This window comes from Streptomyces sp. NPDC002138 (assembly GCF_040296485.1).
Taxonomy (GTDB): domain Bacteria; phylum Actinomycetota; class Actinomycetes; order Streptomycetales; family Streptomycetaceae; genus Streptomyces.
Genome location: NZ_JBEOXE010000024.1, coordinates 23073 through 46027, shown reverse-complemented (window position 1 = coordinate 46027; position 22955 = coordinate 23073). Strand labels below are relative to the sequence as shown.

General features: G+C 70.2%; 18 protein-coding genes and 1 pseudogene. 12 read left to right on the top strand and 7 right to left on the bottom strand.

The features are described from left to right. Window positions 1-17: 17 nt before the first annotated feature. The 7 genes and pseudogenes from ABT084_RS17750 to ABT084_RS17720 all read left to right on the top strand — a co-directional run bounded on the left by ABT084_RS17750 (window position 18) and on the right by ABT084_RS17720 (window position 9331). A complete protein-coding gene (locus tag ABT084_RS17750) occupies window positions 18-1427 on the top strand; it encodes an NAD(P)-binding domain-containing protein (RefSeq protein ID WP_351044340.1) in 1410 nt (469 codons plus the stop codon). Beyond that, window positions 1411-3156 carry a type I restriction-modification system subunit M gene (locus tag ABT084_RS17745; protein ID WP_351044338.1) on the top strand — a complete coding sequence of 582 codons (1746 nt, stop codon included), beginning with the start codon at window positions 1411-1413 and terminating at the stop codon, window positions 3154-3156. The genes ABT084_RS17750 and ABT084_RS17745 overlap by 17 nt, the downstream gene beginning before the upstream one ends. Beyond that, a complete protein-coding gene (locus tag ABT084_RS17740) occupies window positions 3156-4430 on the top strand; it encodes a restriction endonuclease subunit S (protein WP_351044498.1) in 1275 nt (424 codons plus the stop codon). Before ABT084_RS17745 ends, ABT084_RS17740 begins: the two co-directional genes overlap by 1 nt. Further along, on the top strand, window positions 4430-7564 hold the full coding sequence (locus tag ABT084_RS17735; RefSeq protein WP_351044335.1) for a type I restriction endonuclease subunit R: 3135 nt from the start codon (window positions 4430-4432) through the stop codon (window positions 7562-7564). Before ABT084_RS17740 ends, ABT084_RS17735 begins: the two co-directional genes overlap by 1 nt. A gap of 71 nt (window positions 7565-7635) precedes the next feature. Continuing rightward, window positions 7636-8022, top strand: a pseudogene (locus tag ABT084_RS17730) (ATP-binding cassette domain-containing protein); the annotation flags it as partial. 326 nt (window positions 8023-8348) lie between these two features. Further along, a complete protein-coding gene (locus ABT084_RS17725; RefSeq protein WP_351044332.1) occupies window positions 8349-8555 on the top strand; it encodes a hypothetical protein in 207 nt (68 codons plus the stop codon). Continuing rightward, window positions 8552-9331 (top strand): hypothetical protein, encoded by a 780-nt coding sequence (locus ABT084_RS17720; protein WP_351044329.1) that lies wholly within the window; start codon window positions 8552-8554, stop codon window positions 9329-9331. Before ABT084_RS17725 ends, ABT084_RS17720 begins: the two co-directional genes overlap by 4 nt. On the opposite strand, the gene leuD is transcribed toward ABT084_RS17720, so the two are convergent. The 4 genes from leuD to ABT084_RS17700 are packed head-to-tail and all read right to left on the bottom strand — an operon-like array spanning window position 9258 to window position 13463. Further along, on the bottom strand, window positions 9258-9854 hold the full coding sequence (leuD, locus tag ABT084_RS17715; RefSeq protein WP_351044326.1) for a 3-isopropylmalate dehydratase small subunit: 597 nt from the start codon (window positions 9852-9854) through the stop codon (window positions 9258-9260). The genes ABT084_RS17720 and leuD overlap by 74 nt on opposite strands. Before the next feature lie 19 nt (window positions 9855-9873). After that, entirely contained in the window at window positions 9874-11265 is a 1392-nt protein-coding gene (leuC, locus tag ABT084_RS17710) for a 3-isopropylmalate dehydratase large subunit (protein ID WP_351044323.1), read from the bottom strand. Between the two features lie 39 nt (window positions 11266-11304). After that, a complete protein-coding gene (locus ABT084_RS17705) occupies window positions 11305-12777 on the bottom strand; it encodes a class I adenylate-forming enzyme family protein (protein ID WP_351044320.1) in 1473 nt (490 codons plus the stop codon). After that, entirely contained in the window at window positions 12777-13463 is a 687-nt protein-coding gene (locus ABT084_RS17700; protein WP_351044317.1) for a class I SAM-dependent methyltransferase, read from the bottom strand. The genes ABT084_RS17705 and ABT084_RS17700 overlap by 1 nt, the downstream gene beginning before the upstream one ends. A gap of 229 nt (window positions 13464-13692) precedes the next feature. On the opposite strand from ABT084_RS17700, the gene ABT084_RS17695 reads away from it, so the two are divergent. The 5 genes from ABT084_RS17695 to ABT084_RS17675 all read left to right on the top strand — a co-directional run bounded on the left by ABT084_RS17695 (window position 13693) and on the right by ABT084_RS17675 (window position 20348). Further along, window positions 13693-15393 carry a 2-isopropylmalate synthase gene (locus tag ABT084_RS17695; protein WP_351044315.1) on the top strand — a complete coding sequence of 567 codons (1701 nt, stop codon included), beginning with the start codon at window positions 13693-13695 and terminating at the stop codon, window positions 15391-15393. Window positions 15394-15572: 179 nt separating this feature from the next. Beyond that, on the top strand, window positions 15573-16625 hold the full coding sequence (locus ABT084_RS17690; RefSeq protein WP_351044312.1) for an iron-containing redox enzyme family protein: 1053 nt from the start codon (window positions 15573-15575) through the stop codon (window positions 16623-16625). A 38-nt stretch (window positions 16626-16663) separates the two neighbouring features. Beyond that, window positions 16664-17353, top strand: a complete 690-nt coding sequence (locus ABT084_RS17685; RefSeq protein WP_351044310.1) for a 2OG-Fe dioxygenase family protein — start codon at window positions 16664-16666, stop codon at window positions 17351-17353. After that, on the top strand, window positions 17350-18225 hold the full coding sequence (gene dapF, locus ABT084_RS17680; RefSeq protein WP_351044307.1) for a diaminopimelate epimerase: 876 nt from the start codon (window positions 17350-17352) through the stop codon (window positions 18223-18225). The genes ABT084_RS17685 and dapF overlap by 4 nt, the downstream gene beginning before the upstream one ends. Continuing rightward, entirely contained in the window at window positions 18222-20348 is a 2127-nt protein-coding gene (locus ABT084_RS17675) for a molybdopterin-containing oxidoreductase family protein (protein ID WP_351044304.1), read from the top strand. The genes dapF and ABT084_RS17675 overlap by 4 nt, the downstream gene beginning before the upstream one ends. A gap of 171 nt (window positions 20349-20519) precedes the next feature. Here the strand turns inward: ABT084_RS17675 and ABT084_RS17670 are convergent, their stop codons facing one another. The 3 genes from ABT084_RS17670 to ABT084_RS17660 all read right to left on the bottom strand — a co-directional run bounded on the left by ABT084_RS17670 (window position 20520) and on the right by ABT084_RS17660 (window position 22951). Beyond that, on the bottom strand, window positions 20520-21419 hold the full coding sequence (locus ABT084_RS17670) for a LysR family transcriptional regulator (RefSeq protein ID WP_351044495.1): 900 nt from the start codon (window positions 21417-21419) through the stop codon (window positions 20520-20522). 100 nt (window positions 21420-21519) lie between these two features. Further along, the gene (locus tag ABT084_RS17665; protein ID WP_351044301.1) at window positions 21520-21795 is read right to left on the bottom strand and encodes a LuxR C-terminal-related transcriptional regulator; all 276 of its coding nucleotides are present in this window, start codon (window positions 21793-21795) and stop codon (window positions 21520-21522) included. 280 nt (window positions 21796-22075) lie between these two features. Next, window positions 22076-22951, bottom strand: a complete 876-nt coding sequence (locus ABT084_RS17660; RefSeq protein WP_351044298.1) for a helix-turn-helix transcriptional regulator — start codon at window positions 22949-22951, stop codon at window positions 22076-22078. Window positions 22952-22955: the final 4 nt, after the last annotated feature.

The window sequence follows — 22955 nt, the reverse complement described above, 5'->3', positions numbered from 1 at the left end:
CAACCGGGGAGCCTGCCGTGAACGCATCAACCGAGACCCTGCCCGTCGTCGTGATCGGCGCCGGCCCGATCGGACTCGCGGCGGCCGCCCGTCTCATCGAGCGGGACATCGAGCCCCTGGTCCTGGAGGCCGGACCGGCCGCCGCGACCGCAGTCCGGGACTGGTCTCACGTACGGCTCTTCTCCACCTGGTCCGAGGTCGTCGACCCCGCCGCCGAGAAGCTCCTCGCCCCCACCGGCTGGGTCAAGCCCGACGGCGCCACCTACCCCTCCGGTGGCGACTGGGCCGAGCTGTACCTCCAGCCCCTGGCCGACGTCCTCGGCCACCGCGTCCGCTGCAACGCGAGGGTCACCGGCGTCTCGCGTACCGGCCGCGACCGCATCGTCGACGCCGACCGCGAGAGCCAGCCCTTCGTCATCCACCTCACCAGCCCCGGAGGGCACGAGGAGCGGATCTTCGCCCGCGCCGTCATCGACGCCTCCGGCACCTGGTCCACCCCGGGCCCGGCCGGGGCCGGCGGCCTGCACGCCCTCGGCGAGCGCGCCGCCTCCGACCGGATCTCCTACCGCGTCCCCGACCTGAAGGACCCGGCCACACGGGCTCGCTACGCGGGCAAGCGCACAGCCGTCATCGGGTCGGGTGCCTCCGCCTTCACGGCCCTGGCCCACCTCGCCGACCTCGCCCGGTCCGAAGAGGACGGCACGGGGACGCACACGACGTGGATCCTGCGGCGCGGCATCAGCGGCTCCACCTTCGGCGGCGGCGCCGCCGACCAGCTCCCCGCCCGCGGCGCCCTCGGCCTCGCCGCCAAGGCCGCCGTCGACGGCGGGTACGCGGACGCTGTCACCGGCTTCCGCACGGACTCCTTCGAGCGCGACACCGACGGCCGCCCGGTCCTCGTCGGCGAGGACGGCCGCCGCCTGGAGCCGGTCGACGAGGTCATCGTTCTCACCGGCTTCCGCCCCGACCTCTCCTTCCTGGACGAATTGCGCCTCGGCCTCGACGAGCGCCTCCAGGCCCCGACCGCACTGGCCCCGCTGATCGACCCGAACCAGCACTCCTGCGGCACCGTCCACCCCCATGGCGCGGTCGAGCTCACGCACCCGGAGAAGGACGTCTACCTCGCCGGCATGAAGTCCTACGGCCGCGCGCCGACCTTCCTGGCCATGACCGGCTACGAGCAGGTCCGCTCCATCGCCGCCACCCTCGCCGGAGACCAGGAAGCCGCCGAGCGCGTCGAACTCACCCTTCCCGAGACCGGAGTCTGCGGCGGCGCGGGCCTCTTCGACCAGCCGGAAGCAGCCGAAGAGACCGGCGGCGGCTGCTGCGCGGCCCCTGCCACCCTCACCATCGGCGCCGCGGTCTCTGGCAGAGTGACGGCACTGCTAGACGATTCTCGTGAGGACCCTTGTGAGCACGCTCGGTAGCTTCATCTGGTCGATCGCCGACCAGCTTCGAGGCCCCTATCGCCCCAACCAGTACGGGACCGTGATCCTTCCGTTCACGATCCTGCGACGGCTCGACTGCGTGCTCGAGCCGGACCGCGCGGCGGTACGGGAGCTGGCGGCGAGGTACGGGAACCCGAACCGGCTGAAGGTCGAGGTCAGGAAGACCACGGGGCGGACCTTCTACAACACCTCCCACTACGAGTTCGCGAACCTGCTGACCGATGCCGACGGGCTGGCGGACAACCTCGCCGAGTACATCGACCGGTTCTCCGACGACGTGGACGTGTTCGCGTACTTCGACTTCAAGAAGGAGATCCTGGCCCTGGAGAAGGCCGGACTCCTGCGCGAGATCGTCAAGTCCTTCGGCGCTGTCGACCTGCATCCCGACGTGGTGTCCAACGCGGACATGGGGGATGCGTTCGAGTACATCATCCGCAAGTTCAACGAGGCCGCGAACGAGACCTCCGGGGACCACTACACGCCGCGCGACGCGATCCGGCTCCTGGTCGACCTGCTCTTCGCGGAGAAGGACGCCGACCTCTCGAAGGGCAGCATCGTCCGCTCGCTGTACGACCCCACCGCCGGCACGGGCGGCATGCTCTCCCTGGCGGAGGAGCACCTGCTCGCCCAGAACCCCGACGCGAAACTGAGCCTGTACGGCCAGGAGTACAACCCCCAGTCGTACGCCATCTGCAAGTCCGACCTGCTCGCCAAGGGCCACGACGCGTCCAACATCGCCTTCGGCAACACGCTCACCGACGACGCCTTCAAGGGCCGCCAGTTCGACTACTGCATGTCCAACCCGCCCTACGGGGTGGACTGGAAGCAGTACGCCAAGGCGGTCAACGAGGAGCGCGACTCCGCCGGCCCCCACGGCCGATTCGCGCCGGGACTCCCCGCGACCTCGGACGGCCAGATGCTCTTCCTGCTCCAACTGGCGCACAAGATGCGCGCCCCCGAGGACGGCGGTGGCCGCGTCGGCATCGTCATGAACGGTTCGCCGCTCTTCAGCGGCCTCGCCGAATCCGGCCCCTCCGACATCCGCAGGTGGCTGCTGGAGAACGACCTCGTCGAGGCGATCGTCGCCCTGCCGACCAGCATGTTCTTCAACACCGGCATCGCCACCTACATCTGGATCCTCGACAACACCAAGCACCCCGACCGCAAGGGCACGGTCCAGCTCATCGACGGCACGTCGTTCTGGACCAAGATGCGCAAGAACCTCGGATCCAAGGGACGCGAGATCAGCGCGGCCGACCGCGCCAAGGTCGTGCGGCTGTACGCCGACTTCGAGGACGCCGATCCCGCGTTCTCCAAGGTGCTGCGCAACGACGAGTTCGGCTACTGGACCATCACCGTCGAGCGTCCCCTCCTCGATGAGGACGGCAACGCCGTCGTCAACCGCAAGGGCGCCCCGAAGCCCGACCCGAAAAAGCGGGAGACCGAGAACGTGCCCTTCACCCACGGCGGTTCGACCGCCGGCGCGGCAGGGGAGCGCGACGTCATCCAGGCGTACTTCGACGCCGAGGTGCGGCCGCACGTCCCCGACGCCTGGACCGACGGGGCCAAGACCAAGACCGGCTACGAGATCCCCTTCAGCCGCCACTTCTACACGTACGTCCCGCCCCGCCCGCTCGCGGAGATCGACGTCGACCTGGAGAAGCAGGTCGCCAAGATCCTCGAGCTGCTGCGCGAGGTCGAGGGGTGATGATGTCGTACGCCGAGTACCGGGACAGCGGCGTCCCCTGGGTCGGCCGCATTCCCAAGGGGTGGGACACCGTGCCGCTGATGTCGGTGCTCCACGAGTCGAGGGTCAAGAACGTCGGCCTGACCGAGAACAACCTGCTGTCGCTCAGCTTCGGACGCATCGTCCGAAAGGACATCGACGCCGTCGGTGGCCTCCTGCCCGAGTCCTTCGAGACCTACCAGATCGTCGAGCCGAACCATCTGGTCTTTCGCTTCACCGACCTCCAGAACGATCAGCGGAGCCTGCGATCGGCGCGCGTGACGGAGCGCGGGATCATCACGTCCGCGTACGTATCGATGAGGCCGACCGGAATCGACGCGCGGTACGCCGAACACCTGATGCGGTCGTACGACGTCACCAAGGTCTTCTACGGTCTGGGCGGGGGTGTCCGTCAATCGTTGAAGTTCTCGAATGTCGCTCGCCTGCCGGTCATCCTGCCACCGGTCGAGGAACAGCGCGCCATCGCCGACTACCTCGATCGGGAGACGGCCTGCATCGACACGCTCATCGAGGAGCAGCGGCGGCTGATCGAGTTGCTCGACGAACGACGGGACGGTGTCATCGCCGAGGCGGTGACGAAAGGCGTGCGCCCCGGGGCGGCGCTGGTCGATTCGGGCGTGGAATGGCTCGGGGACATCCCCGAGGGGTGGAGTGTGAAGGCACTGCGCCGGTGCGGGACGCTCCTGACCGGCTCCACGCCGCCGACCGACAACCGCGGCAATTTCGCCGAGGAAGCCAACGAACGCCCATGGGTCCGTCCGCAGGACTTGAGTGCGCGGACGAGAGCCAGCGCATGGCTCACGGCGGAAGGCTGGGCCGCATCGCGTCCCGTCCCGGCCGGTTCGGTTCTCGTGGGATGCATCGCGTACTCGCTGGGTTCGGTCGGCCATCTGCCGGTGGCGGCGACCACCAATCAGCAGATCACGAGCGTGGTTCCGGCCGAAGAGGGGCGGTACCTGTACTACGTCATGCGCGCGGCGAAGAGCGAACTCTGGGCCGCCTCGCAGATGAACCGGGTGCCGATCCTGAACAATCAGCGTCTGGGGGCGATCCGGGTCCCGGTGCCGCCCGTTGACGAGCAGCGCCTCATCGCCGCATACCTCGACGAACAGACGGAGAAGATCGAACGCACGAGGGCGGAGGCGGAGCGGTTCATCGAGCTCGCCCGGGAGCGGAGGTCGGCGTTGATCACAGCGGCGGTGACGGGACAGATCGACGTACGCGGGGTGGCGTGATGGCTGACCACAACGAGATCGTCTTCGAGACCGAGATCTGTGAGCACCTCGCGGCGCACGGCTGGCTGTACTCGGCCGACGACACGGGGTACGACCGCGAGCGGGCGCTGTTCCCGGCGGATCTGTTCGCGTGGCTGGAGGCGACACAGAAGCCGGCGTACGAGAAGGCGTTGAGGGCGGCGGGGTCGCAGGCGAAGTTCCTCGACGTGCTGACGGCGGCGCTCGACCGGCCGCTGGAACACGGCGGTGGGACGCTGAACATCCTGCGCAACGGGGTGCAGTACATCGGCGGTGGCCGGTTGAAGACGGCGCAGTTCCGCCCGGAGACCTCGCTCAACCGGACCACGACGGCGCACTACGAGGCGATGCGGGTGCGGGTGGTGCGGCAGGTGCACTTCTCGACCGCCGACCGGCGCAGTATCGACCTGGTGTTCTTCGTCAACGGGCTCCCGGTGGCCACGGTGGAGCTGAAGACCGACTTCACCCAGTCGTTGGACGAGGCGGTCCGTCAGTACCAGCAGGCGCGCGATCCGCTGACGAACGGGCGGCCGGAGCCCTTGCTGTCGTTCGGCCACCGGGCGCTGGTGCACTTCGCCGTCTCGAACGGCCTGGCCGCGATGACCACGAGGCTGGAGGGGAGGAAGACCCACTTCCTGCCCTTCAACACCGGTCTCGACAGCGGCGCGGGCAACCCGCCCGGCGCGTTCGGACGGTCGGCGACGGCGTACCTCTGGGAACGGGTCTGGGAGAAGCACGCCTGGCTGGACATCATCGGGCGGCTGATGATCGTGCAGACGAAGGAGGAGTGGGACGTCACCACCGGCACGTCGGTGCGGCGTACGAGCATGCTCTTCCCGCGGTACCACCAATGGGAAGCCGTCACGAACATCGTCGAGGCGGTGAAGAGGGAGGGCGTCGGGCGGCGGTACCTGATCGAGCACTCCGCCGGGTCGGGGAAGACGAACACCATCGCCTGGACGGCCCACCGGCTGGCGCGCCTGCACGTCGATGACCGCAAGGTCTTCGACTCGGTCATCGTGGTCGTGGACCGCACCGTGCTCGACTCCCAGCTGCAGGATGCGATCCGGCAGATCGACGGCACGGGCAGGATCGTCGCGACGATCAGCCCGGAGGATGTCCGCAAGGCCGGCGCCAAGTCGAAATCGGGTCTGCTGGCACGGGCGTTGACGAACGGTGAGCTGATCATCGTGGTGACGCTGCAGACCTTCCCGCACGCGCTGGACGAGATCCGGACCGACTCCGGCCTGAAGGGCAAGCGGTTCGCCGTCATCGCCGATGAGGCGCACTCCTCCCAGTCGGGGCAGATCTCCTCGAAGCTGAAGCAGGCGCTGACCGCTGAGGAGGCCAAGGAGATCGAGGACGGCGGCGAGATCGATGTGGAGTCGGTCCTGGCGGCGGAGATGACAGAGCGGGCGGAGTCGGAGAACATCTCCTTCCTGGCCTTCACCGCGACGCCGAAGAACAAGACGCTGGAGCTGTTCGGCCGCCGGGGGCCGGACGGCACGCCGCGCGAGTTCCACCTGTACTCGATGAAACAGGCGATCGAGGAGGGCTACATCCTCGACGTCCTCAAGGGCTACCAGTCCTACGACACCGCGTTGAAGATCGCCGGCAAGGCCGAGAGCGGCGACGGAGGGGAGGTGGAGGAGGCCACCGCTCGCAAGGGCCTGATGCGGTGGGTGCAGCTCCACCCGACGAACATCAGCCAGAAGGTGCAGATCATCGTCGAGCACTTCCACGTCAACGTCGCCTACCTCCTCGAAGGCAAGGCGAAGGCGATGGTGGTGACCGATTCGCGCAAGTCCGCGGTGAAGTACAAGCTGGCCATCGACGCGTACCTCGCCGGCCGCCGGGCCGCGGACCCCTCGTACAACTACCGCACCCTGGTCGCCTTCTCCGGAGGGGTGACCATGCCCGAGGGGGAGACCTGGCACAGCGACTGGGGGCCACAGCCCTCGGAGGACGACGAGTTCACCGAGACCAACATGAACCCCGGCGCCGGCGCTGATCTGGCGGCCGCCTTCAAGGGCGACACGTACAAGGTGATGCTGGTCGCCAACAAGTTCCAGACCGGCTTCGACCAGCCCCTGCTGTCGGCGATGTACGTCGACAAGAAACTGCCGGGAATCACCGCGGTACAGACGCTCTCGAGGCTCAACCGCACGCACCGCACCGTGGGTGGCGAACAGAAGCGCAAGACGTTCGTCATCGACTTCGCCAACAAGCCCGAGGACATCAAGGCGGCCTTCGAGCCGTACTTCAAGAACGCGACCCTGGAGACCGAGAGCGATCCGTACGTCGTCGTCCACCTGGCGGCCAAGCTCGCCCAGGCCGGCATCTACACCGAGGACGACGTCCGCAAGGTCGCCGGACTGTGGGTGACGCGGAAGGGCAACAACGCGCTCTCGGCGGCGATCAGCCCTGCGCAGCACGACTTCCGGCGCCGCTACGCGCGGGCGATCGAGGACGAGGACAAGGTCGCCCTCAACGCGCTCGACCTGTTCCGCAAGGACGTCTCCACCTTCGTGCGCCTCTATGACTTCATGTCCCAGATCGTCGACTACGGCGACCCCCGCATGGAGATGCTCGCGATCTTCCTGCGCCTGCTGGAGAAGGTCATCGCCGAGTCCGCCTGGGCCGCCGAAGTGGACCTCTCCGACGTGGTGCTGGTCGGGGTCAAGCACGACAAGGCGATCCCGGTCGACATCTCACTCGTGGGCGACGGGCGGCTGAAGGGCATCAGCGCCGCCGGCACGGGCGCGAAGAAGGAGCCGAAGTACGTCGCGCTCCAGGTCGTCATCGACAGGATGAACGACCTCTTCGGCGCCGCATCGTTCGCCGAGTCCCAGGTCAGGGAGTTCGTACAGGGGCTCGTCCAGCGGTTGCTCGCCGACCCGGAGCTGATCAAGCAGACCAAGGTGAACTCCAAGAAGCAGTTCGTGGAGTCGCAGGACTTCCAAGCGGCCGTTACGGAGGCGGTCGCCGACAATCAGGAGGCCCACAACACGATGGCCGACTACTTCTTCACCGACGGACCGGCCATCAACTCGATCATCGTCGCCCTCGCGGATGCCTTCTACGAAGCGGCGGTCGATCAGCGCGTGGAGGCTTAGGCAGGGCAGGGCAGGGCAGGGCAGGGCCGCACGCAGTCGGAGCGGACAGGTGCCGGGGAGGAGGGGTTCTGGTGCGGCTCGAGGCCGTGGGGAAGCGGTACGGCAAGGGGTCCTGGGTGCTTCGTGATGTGGACTTGGGCGTGGACCCGGGTGAGGTCGTCGGGGTGGTGGGCGGGAACGGGTCGGGGAAGTCGACCCTGCTGCGCGTTGCCGTGGGGCTGGCGCGGCCGACGTGTGGGGCGGTGGTGGGGCGGCCTCCGGTCGTGGCGTACGTACCGGACCGGTTCACGCCCGGCGAGCGGATGTCGGCAGTGGCGTACTTGACGCACCTGGGCAGGGTGCGCGGGCTGAGCACGCCGGAGGCACGGCGGCGCGCGAACGCCCTGCTGGAGCGGTTCTCCCTCGTCGGGGGCGAGGCCGCCCCGCTGCGGAGCCTGTCCAAGGGAAACGCGCAGAAGGTGGCTCTCGCCCAGGCGCTGATGGTGGAACCGGGCCTGCTGGTGCTCGACGAGCCGTGGTCGGGTCTGGACGCGGAGGCCCACGGTGTCCTCGCCGAGGCCATGACCGAGGTGGCGCGGGCCGGAGGCACCGTTCTCTTCACCGATCACCGGGAGTCGGTGACGCGGGCGCGCGCGACGCGGATCTATGCCGTCGACCGGGGGCGGGTGTCACCGCGTCCCGCCGAGCGGCGGCCCGCGGTACGGCGCCCCGTGGCGGAGGTCGTCCTGGCCGCCCCCGGCGGGAGGCCCGAACCCCGGGTGGCGCCTGGGAGGAGTTGGACGGCGTGCTGTCCGTGCGCCGGGAGCCGGCGGGGCCCACCCTGCGCGTCGAGCGGGACCGGACGGACGCCGTGCTGTTCACCGCGCTTCGGCACGGCTGGTCCGTCGTGCGGGTGGCCGAGGTGCCCGAGGTGGCCGAGGTGGGCCAGGTGGCCGGCGACGGTCGCCGCACGCCGCCGCCGTACACCGCTACGGACGGAGCCCCGCGGTGATCGCGCTCATCCGCTACACCTTCGCCACCGTGCTCCACACCCAGCGCTACCTGGCGCCGGTCCTGCTGTTCACGGGGCTCCTGGGTGTCCTGACCGTCAACGGCAGCGGCCCGCTGCCACCGGCCTACGCCTCCTCGGCCGGGGCCCTGTTCCTCTGCGCGACCTGGCTGACCGTCGCGCTGATGAGTCTGGACGACCCGGCTCAGCGCGCGGTCATGGTCGTCACGTCCGGCCGGTCGCTCAGGGTTCTGCTGGCGGGCATCGCGACCACCTTGCTGAGCTGCCTCCCGTTGCTGGCCTTCGGGCTCTTCTTCCCCCTGTGGATGGGCAGTTACGACGTCCGACCGGTCGACTTCCTGCTGGGCATCGAAGCCCAGATCACCTGCGCGCTCGCCGGTACCGCGATCGGCGTGCTGTGCTCCCGCCTGGTCTTCAGGCGGCAGGGGTACGCCCTCGGCGCAGCGCTCGCGCTGGTGATGGTCGCGGTGTTCACCCACGACCTGCCGCCGGTGAACCGGCTGTTCCGGCTCATGGCCACGTCGTCCGACTCCCGCGAACTCCTCGTCCCCGCGGGCGGCATGCTCGTGGTGGCCGCCGCCGTCCTCACCGCGTGCACGGCGCTCACGCAGTACATCGCCGCGCGCAAAGACTGGGCGGCGGACGCGCCGCGTCGCCCGCCCTCGTCCCGCTCCGGCCGCCGGGTCACGCCGATACGTCCAGCCAGGGGGCGCGGGAGCGCTCGTACGCCGCGATGCGGTCGGTCGAGCGCAGCGTGACCTCCAGTTGGGTCAGGCCCGAGACGAGGCGGGCGTGGGCGTCGTCGTCGAGGCGGAACGGGGCGGCCAGGATGCCCGCGGCGGCGCAGGTGACCGTGCGACCGGCCACGTCCACGCTGATCTCGGCCGTGGCGTCGGCGGTGGTGGCGGCCATCAGGGCGGCGGCCACCGGCGGCTCGCACCAGACGGGGACCAGGCCGGCGTTGGGCATGTTGTTGCGGAAGATGTCACCGAAGCCCGGCGCGATCACCGCCCGGAAGCCCCACTCGTGCAGCGCCCAGGGCGCGTGCTCGCGCGACGAACCGCAGCCGAAGTTCGGGCCGCCGACCAGGATCGACGCCCCGGCGCGCTCGGGCCGGTTGAGGACGAAGTCCGGGTCGCGGCGCCACTGTTCGAAGAGGCCGGCGGCGTAACCGGTGCGGGTCGTGTTCTTCAGCCACGCGGCCGGGATGATCTGGTCGGTGTCGACGTTGGGGCGGTCCAGTGGCACCCCACGGCCGGTGACGCGGATGAGCGGTTCCATACGGCTACTCCCCTTCTCCCTACAGATCGGCCGGCGCGGCGAAGCGTCCGGCGACGGCGGTGGCGGCGGCCGTGGCGGGGGAGACCAGGTGCGTCCGGGCCCCGGCGCCCTGCCGGCCTTCGAAGTTGCGGTTGGAGGTCGACGCGCAGCGCTGTCCCGGCGCGACGGTGTCTCCGTTGATGCCGACGCACATCGAGCAGCCCGGCGTGCGCCATTCGAAGCCGGCCGCGGTGAAGACCGCGTCCAGCCCCTCCTGTTCGGCCTGGTGACGTACGAGCATCGAGCCGGGGACGACCAGGGCGCGGACGCCGGCGGCCACGCGTCGCCCGCGCAGCACGTCCGCCGCGGCGCGCAGGTCCTCGATCCGGCTGTTGGTGCAGGAGCCGATGAAGACCACATCGATGCCGACCTCGCGCATCGCGGTGCCGGGGCGCAGGTCCATGTACGTGAGGGCGCGCTCGGCGGCCGCCCGCTCGCCGGCATCGGCGCTGTCGGCGGGGTCGGGGACCACGCCGTCGAGCGGGACGCTCTGCCCGGGGTTCGTGCCCCAGGTCACGCGCGGCGCCAAGGAGGCCGCGTCGACGACCAGTTCGCAGGCGAAGACCGCGTCCGGGTCGCTGTACAACGTCCGCCAGTCGGCGACGGCCTGGTCCCACAGGTCACCCTGCGGGGCGCGGGGGCGGCCCTTGAGGTAGGCGAAGGTGGTCTCGTCGGGAGCGACCAGACCACTGCGCGCGCCCATCTCGACGGCCATGTTGCACAGCGTCATCCGCCCCTCCATGGACAGCGCGCGCACGGCGGGTCCGCGGAATTCGATGAGGGTCCCCGTCCCCGCGTCCGTGCCGCCCGCGGCGAGGATGCCGAGCGCCAGGTCCTTGGCCGTGACACCGGGCGGCAGCTCGCCGGTGACGGTGACGGCCATGGACTCCGGCCGGCGGGCCCGCAGGGTCTGTGTGGCGAGGACGTGTTCGATCTCGCTGGTCCCGATGCCGAACGCGATGGCGCCGAACGCACCGTGGGTGGAGGTGTGGCTGTCGCCGCAGACGATGGTCGTGCCGGGCCGGGTGAGCCCCATCTGCGGGCCGATCACATGCACGATGCCCTGCCCAGGGGTGCCCACCGGGTGCAGCTCGATGTCGTTGTCGCGGCAGTTGTCGGCCAGGACCTGAAGCTGCTTGGCGGCGCCCGCGTCCGGCGACAGCGCGCGCCCGTCGGTCGGGACGTCGTGGTCGGAGGTGGCGAGCGCCAGGGCGGGGCGGCGGACGCTGCGGCCGGACTCGCGCAGCCCGGCGAAGGCCTGGGGCGAACTGACCTCGTGCAGCAGGTGCAGGTCGATGTAGAGGAGGTCGGACGCCCCGGGCTCCACGACGTGCAGGTCCCAGATCTTGTCCACCAGTGTTTTCCGGGTCATGACTCGTCCTTTCGGAGCATGCCGCCGACGACGGGTGCGTCAGGAGGTCGGGGCGGGGATGTGGCGGCGGCGGAGCAGCGCGCGGTCGGCCTTGCCGACGACGGTGCGCGGGATCCGGTCGAAGGCCAGGACCGCGCCGGTCAGTCCGTGCGAGGCGAGGAGCGCGTCGACGGCGCCGACGGCGTCGTCGTCGGAGGTCCCCGGCGCCGCGCGCAGCACCACGAGCACGCGGTTGCCCAGGGCCTCCGTGTCGGCGGCGAGGCTGACGGACTCGGCGACCGGGCACTGCCGGGCGATGAGTTCGTCGAGGAAGGGGGCGGCCAGGGGGCCGCCCGTGGTCAGCACGAGGTCGGTGACCCGCCCGAGCAGGCGCAGGCTGCCGTCGTCCAGGCGCTGGGCGACGTCGCCGGTCCAGAAGTCGGGGCCGCGGAAGGTGGCCGCATTCGCTTCGTCGTCGTCCACGTAACCGTTGCTGACGCAGTCGGAGGTGAGCACCAGATGGCCGAAGTCGTCCCGGTCGTACCCGACGAGGGGCTCCAGGCGGGCGCGCACGCCCGCGACCTCGTGCATGCCGCCCACGGTCTGCACCTCGTCCGCCATGTTGCCGAGGGCGAGGCCGAATTCGGTCGAGCCGTAGACGTGGCGGATGTGGATGCCGAGCACCTCGGCGGCGGTCGCGATGAGGGCCGGGCTCGCGTATGCGCCGCCGCACATCGGGCGGCGCAGCCGGGAGAGGTCGGCGGCGGGCCGCTGCCCGGCTGCCGTGACCAGGTCCTCGTAGTGATTGGGCAGCATGCTGGTGTACGTGGCGCCCGACGCGGACAGCTGCGCGAGCAGCGTCGCGGGTTCCGCGCGCGGATCGGCCAGGACCAGGCGGGCGCCGGCGAGCAGCGCCGCGAAGGCGTGCAGGTCGGTCGCGTGCGCCACGTCGAGCGTGTGCCGGCAGAAGAACGCGTCGCGCTCGGTCGCCTCGATGTGGGCGATCCAGCGCCGGCGTTCGCGTACGAAGGGCTCCTGGCGCCAGGTGACGAGCTTGGGCGCCTTCGTCGAGCCGGAGGTCCACAGCATCCGGAAGGTCCCCGGCGCGAACATCCGCCCCCGCGGCGCCTCGGTCACCGTGGCGCCGGAGGTCAGCAGCTCGGCGAGCTCCACGCGGGGCAGTGCGACGCCCTCGCGGTGGTGGTTCTCGGGGCCGACCCAGAGCACGGGTTCCGTCATCCGCAGGGCGCGGGCCACGGCGGTGGCGTCGAAGTCGGCGAGCAGCGGGACGTAGGCGGCGCCGACCGCGCAGATGCCGAGCAGGAAGGCGACGTACGAGGCGTCGTTGGCCAGGCCCGAGCAGACGACGACGCGGCCCTCGGTGACGCCGCGGGCCCGCAGGCCGACCGCGATGCGGTCGGCCTGCGCGAGGAGTTCGGCGTACGAGGTGCGCTCACCGGCTGTGGTCTCGACCGCGATCGCGTCCGGTCGGCGTCGCGCGACGTCGCCAATCGCCGTGTAGAGCGCTGTCATCAAGAGGCCCAGCCCGCATAGGTGGCGAAGCGGAAGTCCTTGGCGAGGCAGTCGACGCTGCGGAATCCGGCGTCGCGCAGCCACTGCAACTGGGTCTCCAGGTCGATGCAGACATCGAACTTCATGCGCTCGCGGCCGGCCGCCCATTCGTGCTCCGGCGCCTGCTCACGGGTGACGTGCAGCTCGTGCTGGCTGTCGTAGAGGTCCTCCAGGTGCGGCAGCGGGCCCTGAACCTGCTCGACGTTGACGAAGACGCCGCCGGGGCGCAGCGCCTCGCGGATGCGCCCGAACAGGCGGCGCTTGTCGGTGTGGCTCAGGTGGTGGATCGCGAGGCCGGAGACGACCGCGTCGAACTGCCCTTCCGGCAGCGGGTCGGTCAGGTCGCCGGCCTGCACGGTGACGCCCTCCTGGCTGGCGAAACGGCTGCGGGCCTGCGTCAGCATCAGTTCGGAGCGGTCGACCAGCACGACCTGCGCGGAGGGGAGCTCACGCAGGATCTCCGCACTGAGCAGACCGGTGCCGGCGCCCAGGTCGAGCACCCGCGGCGCGGCGGGCACGGTCGCCGCGACGGTGCGCACCGCGGCCTCGTAGATCAGGTCGAACGACGGGATCAACTGCCGGCGCAGCGCGTCGAACGTCGTCGGGTCCCAGAGGTCGTTTCCCTTGATCTCAAATGCTTGCGTCACGTCTTCTCTCCGTTCATCGCCCTGCTGTTCCTGCCGAACCGTGGTGAGTATTGCGGCGCAAAAGAAGGGGTGTCAACGCCGTTGCCGCAATGCGCAATGGCTCCTCCCGGGGCCGTTGCGGGAATGCGCAATGGCCCTTCCTTTTCCCTTCTTCGCTTCTGCGCAGTTTCCTGGATGGCCGCTCCACGGCTGGCTAGCATGGCCTGCAATTTAGGCGCGAGGAGTGTCCATGACGAACAAATTCGCGGACCGCCCGGTCTGGAATGAACAGCGTGCGAGCCCCATGCCGGCTCACCGCTACCGCTCGTACGCCGAGGAGGTCGAACCGGTCCTGCTGCCGGACCGGACCTGGCCGGACCGGACGATCACCCGGGCCCCGCTGTGGTGTTCGGTCGATCTGCGCGACGGAAACCAGGCCCTCGCCGTGCCGATGGACCCGGCCCGCAAGCACCGCTTCTTCCACCTGCTCGTGCGGATGGGCTACAAGGAGATCGAGGTCGGCTTCCCCGCCGCCAGCGCGGCGGACCTCGCGTTCGTCCGGGAGATCATCGAGACCGACGCCATCCCGGACGACGTCCGCATCCAGGTCCTCTCGCCGTGCCGGCCCGAACTCATCGACCGCACGGTCGAAGCCGTCGCCGGGGCGCGCAAGGTGACCCTGCACATCTACAGCCCCACCTCCGAGCTGCAGCGCCGGGTGGTCTTCCGGCAGGAGCGGGAGGAGATCCGCGAGCTCGCCGTCGCGTCCGCCCGCCGGCTCGCCGCGGCCGCGGAGTCGCTGACCGGCGCGGACGTGCGGCTGCAGTATTCGCCGGAGTCCTTCACCGGCACCGAGCTGGGCTTCGCGGCCGAGGTCTGCAACGCGGTCCTCGACGTCTGGCAGCCCACCCCGCAGCGCCCGGCCACGATATGCCTGCCGGCCACGGTGGAGATGTCCACCCCGAACACGTACGCCGACTCGATCGAGTGGATGAGCCGCAACCTGAAGCCGCGCGACGCGGTCATCCTCTCGCTGCACCCGCACAACGACCGCGGCACGGCCGTCGCCGCCGCCGAACTCGGCCTCGCCGCGGGCGCGGACCGCATCGAGGGCTGTCTCTTCGGCAACGGCGAACGCACCGGCAACGTCTGCCTCGTCACGCTGGGCATGAACCTGTTCAGCCGCGGCGTCGACCCCGAGATCGACTTCTCCGACCTGGGCGAGGTCCGCCGGGTCGTGGAGGACTGCACGGCGCTGCCGGTGCACGAACGCCACCCGTGGGGCGGCGAACTCGTCTTCACCGCCTTCTCCGGCGGCCACCAGGACGCCATCAGCAAGGGCATCTCGGCACTCGCCGACGACGCCCGGTCGAGCGGATACGACCTGCGCGACGAGCCCTGGCAGGTGCCCTACCTGCCGATCGACCCGAGCGATGTCGGCCGCGCGTACGAACCGGTCGTCCGGGTCAACTCGCAGTCCGGCAAGGGCGGCGTGGCGTTCGTGCTCAACGACTCGTACGGTCTGCAGCTGCCCCAGGACCTTCGCGCCGACTTCGCCGCCCTGGTCCAGCAGGTCACGGACCGCGAAGGCGGCGAGCTGAGCCCCCCGCGGCTGCGCGAGCTCTTCGACAGCGCGTACGCACCCGTCCCCGACCGGCTGCGACTCCTCGGCCGCACGCGGTCGACCGTGACGCTCAGCCTGGACGGCATCGACAAGGAAATACCCCTGACCGGCGCCGAGCCGCTGCCCGCGTTCGCCGACGCCCTCGGCCAACTCGGCCTGGAGCTGCCCCTCACCGCGGCCACGGCCCACGAACTGCCCGACGGCCGGACCATCGCCTACCTGAACAGCGGCGGCACCTGGGCCGTCGGCACCGGCGAGGACACCACCGCGGCCGAACTCGCCGCGGCCGTCGGCGTCATCAACCGCACGCACCCCCGGCACGGGTAATCGCGCGGTGAAAAAATCCACTGATGAGCGCGATAAACAATCGGACTTGGACCGCGCGCACCGCCGCTGGGTAGGCTGACTGCAATTGAAGCTGAGAGCGTATGCGGCATTTCGCCGGAGGGGGAAATCCGGAACCCTATCGGCGGTCCGAGGAAATGACGACCATGAGGAATCCCGACATGCCTGACCCGCAGCAGAACGATTTCCCGCTCCTGGCCGGTTTCACGGCGGCCCTCACCTCGGTGACCTTCGGGGCATGGCAGGAGTTCGTCGACGACTACGCCCGCCGCGCCGAGCTGGCCGGGGAGTGCCGACGGCTCGCGGACCTGGCCTTCCGCGGCGGCGACGCCGCGGCGCGCGCCCACCTGCACGACGTACTCACGGTCATCTACGCCTACGAGTTCAGCCAGTCCGCGGCGCGCAACCCCGACCAGGACCCCCAGCCGGTCCTGCGGGACGTCACGAGCATCCTTGAGAACGCCATGCTGGACAACGAGTTCCGGCAGGTGCCCGAGGAGCTGCTGACCGGCTACCCCACGGGCGAGAAGGAGTACGTGCGCTGGCTCAAGGCCCTCATCCAGGACCACCCGGCGAGCGCCCACCCGATGTACTCCGAGCACCTGACGAGCTCGGCGACCATCGACGACATACGCTTCCTGCTGGCCCAGGAGACCTCCCTGGACCCGCGCTTCGACGACATCCTCGCCATCATGCAGTTCGGCGCGACCGGCGTCGAGAAGATGGAGATCGCGTCCAACTACTGGGACGAGATGGGCAACGGCGCCTTCGCCGACGTCCACACGACGCTCTTCTCCCAGTGCCTCACCTCGATCGGCGTCGACCAGAGCTACATCGACGCGCATCTGCTGCCGGTCGCCAAGGAATGCGGCAACATCTCGGCCGGCCTCGCGCTCAGCCGCCGGCACTACCTGCGCGCCATCGGCTACTACGGCGTCACCGAGTTCCTCGCCCCGCGCCGCTTCCGCCAGTTGGTCACCGCGTGGGACCGCCTCGGGCTGCCGCCGGAGGGCAAGGTCTACCACGACATCCACATCAACATCGACGCCCAGCACGCGGCGGGCTGGTACAAGAACGTCATCGGGCCGGTCGTCGAGCGCGACCCGGCCGCCGGCCGCGAGATCGCCCTCGGCACCTTCATGCGGCTCAACACCTCGGCGCACTACCTCGACCGGGTCCTCGAGGCCTGCCTGAAGCAGCTCCAGCCCGTCTGAACACCCGCTGCCCACGCCTCCTCAGAAAGGCCCCGACCGTGACGCTCAACCAGCAGCACTTCCAGGTATTCGACCTCCCCGAGACGGGTGAGGACATTCTGAAGAGTTTCGACGACCTCGCCTTCGACGAGTACATCGGCAACGGCAACCGCTGGCGCCGGTTCTCCCAGTACCGCCTCGAACACCGCGACGGCGCCTGGGACTTCGAGCGGCTCCCGCACCGCCCCTACGTCACCTACTCCAAGTTCAACCCGATCGCGGGCGGCATCCGGCGGCACTACCAGCCGATCCAGATCGACCTGGTCGACCACATCCGGGAGGCGTGCGCCCAGATCCCGCTGCCCGAGGACGACATCTGGCAGATCAACGTCCACCAGTACCGCGTCATCGCCAACAAGGAACTGCAGGGCGTGGTCGTCCCCGAGGGCGTCCACCAGGACGGCCACGAGTTCGTGGTGATCTCCGTCTACAACCGCGTCGGCGTCACCGGAGCCGAGCTGACCCTGCGCGGCGCGGACGACAAGGAGAAGCCCCTCTTCACCGCGACCCTGCCGGCGGGGCAGGCCATCGCGTTCGACGACCGCGCGCTGTGGCACTACGTCACCGACATCGTGCCGATCGAGGAGGAGGGCCACCGCGACATCACGGTCGTCTCGTTCTCCCGCTGGAGCGAGCGCTGGTACGGCGATGCCTTCGAGGAGGGTGCCATCAGCGAGGGCACCGGATGACCACCCTCGTGAAGTACCACGCCCTCGGCAACGACTACCTCGTCGCCGACCCGGCACTCGGCGCGCCCGCGCCGGGCGTCGCGGCCACCCGGGTCCTGTGCGACCGGCGCACCGGCGTCGGCGCGGACGGCGTGCTCTACGGCCCCCTCCCCGCCCCGGGTGCGGCGGCCGGCCCGCAGGAGACCTTCGACGTACGGGTCTTCAACTCCGACGGTTCCGAATGCGCGCGCAACGCGAACGGCCTGCGCATCTTCGCCCGGTACCTGAGCGAGCACGGCCGCACGGACCGCGAAGAGATCACACTGCGGACCCCCGGCGGAGACGTGAGCGTGCGGCCCGGCAGCCCGGACACCGCCGCCACCATCGACCTGGGACCGTGGACCCACCACAGCCCCGCGACGGGCGACGGCGCCGAGCTGATCGGCGTACCCCTGGAGACCGAGCCGGGCACCACGGTGCACGCGACGGCGGTGCACAACGGCGTGCCGCACCTGGTCGCGCTGGTCGACGACGCGACCGCCGAGCTCGCCGCCCGGATCGGGCCCGGGATCGTCGCCTACGCGGGCTTCACGGAGCGGCCCAACGTCGAGCTGCTCACCGTCGAGGACCGGCGCACCCTGCGGATCCAGATCTGGGAGCGGGCCGTCGGATACGCTCCCGCTTCCGGCAGCGGTGCCTGCGCCGCCGCCTGCGCCGCCCACCGGCTGGGGCTCACCGATTCCTCGGTGACCGTGATCATGCCCGGCGGCACCGTGGCCGTGGAGATCACGGAGGACGAGCGGGTGCTGCTCTCCGGACCGGTCTCACTGGTCGGCCGGGTGACCCTGGCCGACGCGTTCGTGTCACGGCTGCGCGCGGAGCCGGCGCGGTGAACCGGGACATCCGTGAGCGGGCGCAGCCGGCGCCGGGCCCGGCCGCGCCGTCCGCTCCCCCCGGCCGCGCCCTGAAGATCCTTCCCGGCGGTTGCCCGCTGGACTGCCCGGACGCGTGCTCCTGGCAGGTCGAGGTCGAGGACGGCGTCGCGGTGGGGCTGCGCGGCAACCCGGAGCACCCGTACACCCGTGGAACCCTGTGCGTGAAGGTGAACCAGTACCTGGAGCACACCCGATCCCCCGACCGCCTGACGCATCCCCTGCGCCGGACGGGGCGCAAGGGCGAGGGCCGGTTCGAGCGCATCAGCTGGGACGAGGCGCTCGACGAGATCGCCGACCGTCTCACGAAAGTGATCGACGAGCACGGCGGGCAGGCCATCTGGCCCTACCAGGGCACCGGGAACCTGGGCTTCCTGCAAGGCCTGCAGGGGCGCGCGGGCAGCCGGCTGTGGAACACCCTGGGCGCCTCCCGCCACGACATGACGATCTGCTCGGTCGCGGGCCTGGTGGGCACCGGCTACACGCTCGGCACCAGCCGGGGCATCGACCCGGAGGACCTGCGCCACGCCCGGCTCATCCTGTTGTGGGGCTGCAACACGCTCACCACCAGCCACCACCTCTGGAAGGTGCTGTCGCAGGCCCAGCGGTCCGGGGCGTACGTCGTGGCCATCGACCCGGTCCTCACCAAGACGGCCCGGCTCGCCGACGAACACGTGCCGCTCAACCCCGGCACGGACGCCGCGCTCGCCCTCGGGCTGCTCAACGTGGTGCTGTCGCTCGGCGCCGAGGACAGCGCCTACCTGGCGGAGCACACGGAGGGCTGGCCGGCCTTCCGGACGCGCATCGAGGAGTTCACGCCGCACCGGACCGCGGAGATCTGCGGGCTGCCCGTCGAGACGGTCGAGCGGCTCGGGCAGCGCCTCGCCGTCACCCGGCCCACCGGGATGAAGGCGGCGCAGGGGATCCAGCGGCACGCGGGGGGCGGCATGGCCCTGCGTACGCTCGCGGCGCTGCCCGGCGTGACCGGCGACTGGAAGCTCCCGGGTGGGGGACTGGCCTATTCGACGGACGGTTACTTCGGCGCCGACCGCGAAGCCCTCTACCGCGACGACCTGCTGCCCGGTCCGGTACGCAGCCTGTCGATGACCCGCCTCGGCGAGGCGCTCACCACGGTCGACGATCCGCCGGTCAAGGCGCTGTTCGTCTACGGGGCCAACCCGGCCACCGCGGTGGGCGGTCAGGGCACGGCGCGCGCGGGCCTGCTGCGCGAAGACCTGTTCACCGTGGTCATGGAACACTTCCGCACCGACACGGTGGACTACGCCGACATCGTGCTGCCGGCCACCATGCAGACCGAGCACACCGATCTGCTCGACGGGTACGGGCACATGTACATCACGTGGAACGAGCCCGCGGTCGCCCCGCCCGGCGAGTGCCTCTCGACCACGGAGACGTTCCGTCGGCTCGCCGCGCGGCTGGGCCTGACGGAACCGAGCCTCTTCGACTCCGACGAGGAGCTCGCCCGGAAGCTGCTGTCGAGCGGCCACCCGTCGCTGGACGGCATCGACCTGGACCGGCTGCGCCGGGAGGGCTACGCACGGCTCAACTACCCGAGCCCCTTCGTCCCGTTCGCGGACGGCTTCCCCACGCCGTCGGGGAAGCTGGAGTTCGTGTCCGCGGCGGCGGCCGCCGACGGGCACGATCCGCTGACCGGATACACGCCCCCCGCGGAGGCCGCGGATCCGGAGCTGGCCCGCCGACTGCCGCTGGTGCTCATCTCGTCCGCCTCGCACTTCTTCCTGAACACGACGTTCGCGAACAAGGAATCACTGGTGCGCCGGGCCGGTGCGCCCTTCGTGGAGCTGCACCCCGACGACGCGGCGGCCCGGGGGCTGGTCGCGGGACAGCAAGTGCGGATCTTCAACGACCGCGGCGCCTTCACCGCGGAGTTGCACGTGAGCGACGCGGTACGGCCGGGGGTGGCCCGCACCGCCAAGGGCTGGTGGTCGAAACTCACCGGCAACCGGGCGGGGGTCAACGCCACGGTGGCCGAGCGGGACTCGGACATGGGCGGCGGCGCGGTGTACCACGACAACCGCGTCGACGTATCCGCGGCCGAGTAGCGAGGAGGAGGAATGGACGGCGTGTACGTCGTGGTGTGCCGCGGCTTCGGCCCGCTCCTCGAAGAGCGGCTCGAGCGCGCGCGGGGACGGAGACGGCCCCGTGCTTCGCGACCCCGCACGGCCGCCGCGCCGTCGGCGGCGGCCGGGGACCCCACGGGCACGGTGGGCGGGTCAGGCCGCGCTCCGGGGAGCCCGTACGGGCTCGTCGACCAACGGGAACTGGCGGAGCGCCGCTTGGGCGACCGAGAACGCGGCCTCGACCACATCGGCGGGCGTACCGGGAGCGTGGATGAAGGAGACCGGTACGAGGCCGGGATGGAACGGCAGCGTGCCGGGCGGGACGGGCGTCAGATTCCACTTCTCGCCGTTGTTGGCGAGCAGGCCGATGACGCCGAGCCCGGCCCGGGTGGCCGCGCGCAGCCCGGCCAGGTCGGGGCCTTCGTAGGCGACGTGCCAGGGGACGCCCTGGCTGTCGAGGGCGCTGACGATGTGGGAGCGCGTGTTGCACGGTTCGGCGGGCAGCACCATCGGAAGGGAACGGCCGGCGGCCAGGGTCGCGGCGTCCTGTGCGTACCAGGCCAGTTGCAGCGAGCCGAGGGAGCGGCTCCGGTCCCCGCGGGACGGGCCGATGACGACGGCGACGTCGGTCTCCTGCTCGGCCGTCCGCGCGGCGATGTGCTCGCTCGCCCCGATCCGAGCGCTGAGCGTGACCCGGGGCAGCGTGCGGGTGAGGCCGACGAGCAGATCCTGGAGGACGTCTTCCAGCTGCTCCGAGACGCCGATGGTGAGCCGGAGGTCGTTTCGCGGCGCGGTCAGCCGGGCCATTGCCTCGTCATTGACGGTGAGGATTTTACGGGCATAGAAAAGCAATTCCTCACCGGCGTCGCTGAGTTCCAGCCGGCCCCTGGTCCTGGCGAAGACCGGGCCGTGCAGGACCGCCTCGAGCCGGCGAATGTGATAGCTGACCGCGGGCTGGGTCAGTGCGAGGGCATCCGCCGCACGCCGGAAACTTCCCGTTTCCATGATCGTGCTCAGCGTACGGAGTTGATTCACGTCGAGATTGCGAGACATGACGGTTCGTTCTGAGCTCATAGGTCTTCACTTTCGCATTCGGCAAGCCGCCTCGAACATCCCCCGAATTGTTCGAACTGATCCTCGGTGATGACCGTGGTCATGTGCGATGTCCGTCATGGCGGGCGCCGACGGCGATGCCGAGCTGGAAGCGGTTGTTGATGCCTAATTCGTCCATCATGGAGCGGAGCATGTAGGTCACGGTGCGGCGGCTGACGCCGAGCTGCCGGGCGGCGCTGGCATCGGTATGGCCGGTGACCAGCAGGGCGATCAGCCTTTCGTGGCGGTTCTCGATCGTCTCGCGCCGGCTGTACGGAAGTGCGGAGATGGCGCGCTGATGTATTTGGTCACAATTTTCGCACATTACTCGAATCAATCTGAGATTGTCATATTGGTCGAATGATGAGGGTGCCCGGCCCTGCCCTTTGGGACAGAACGGTCGGACGGTCGCGCATGCTTGAGCGGGACTGGTGGCGGCCCTCGAACAGGACAACGATGTCAAGTGAGTTCATTGTACGCGGCGGAATCTGAACTGCCGGTGGCCGGAAACCTGCACAATTATGGCCGGGGGAGCACTTTCCACGGGTTGCTTTCCGAGTCGTTGGGTCCGTGTGCCAGGCGAAACGCTACGGTCGATCGGCGGACTCATCCACACACTATCGATACGTGGATACGGAATCCCCCTCTACGTTTGACAGTCTGCTCAACCGCTGCCGGGTGGGGGTGCCCGGAACCGGATGAAGCGAGAACAGGCGCTGCCGGGACCGCGAACTCATCATCAGCGCGTAGTCGAAGTCCAGGCGGCCCACCCGGTCGTCCAGCACGCTCATGATCGGAGCGGGAGCCCTGGAGACCTGGTGCTCGTCCCACATCCGCGAGAATTCCGCGCTCGCCAGGCGCAGGTCGGACACCAGCGCCGCCGCGGCCGGGTCGTAGCCGCGCTCGGCCACGAAGACGCGCAGGTACGCGACGAACGTACGGCCGATGGCCTCCTGGTGCTCCGCCGAGTTCAGCACCGAGCGCCGCCAGCGGCCCGTGCCGAACCAGCACCAGAACATGTTTCCCTCCCAGCCGGGCAGGCCGGCGACGACGCCGAAGAGGGCGGTGTGCAACGCGTTCTGGGCCGCGACGCCGGCGAGGTCGTCCACGATGAAGGCCGGGGACGTCGCCGATACCGCCCGCATGACCGCCAGCAGTTCGGGATCGACGGCGCCGCCCGGATGCTCCGCCGCGGGATCGGTGCGACCCGACAGCAGGTACAGGTAGGCGCGCTCGTCCGGGGCCAGCCGCAGGGCGCGGGCCAGCCCGGCGAGGATGGCGGCCGACGGCTGCGGGCCACGGCCCTGCTCGAGGCGTTCGTAGTAGGTCGTCGACATGTTCGCCAGGCGCGCCACCTCGTCCCGGCGCAGTCCCGGCGTCCGGCGCCGCTGACCGGTCTGCAGCCCGACCACCTCCGGTGACAGCGCGTCACGTCGGCGGCGCAGGAAGTCGGCCAGGGCCTCCCGCGTGGGCGACACGGTGCTCTCCGCCATCGGC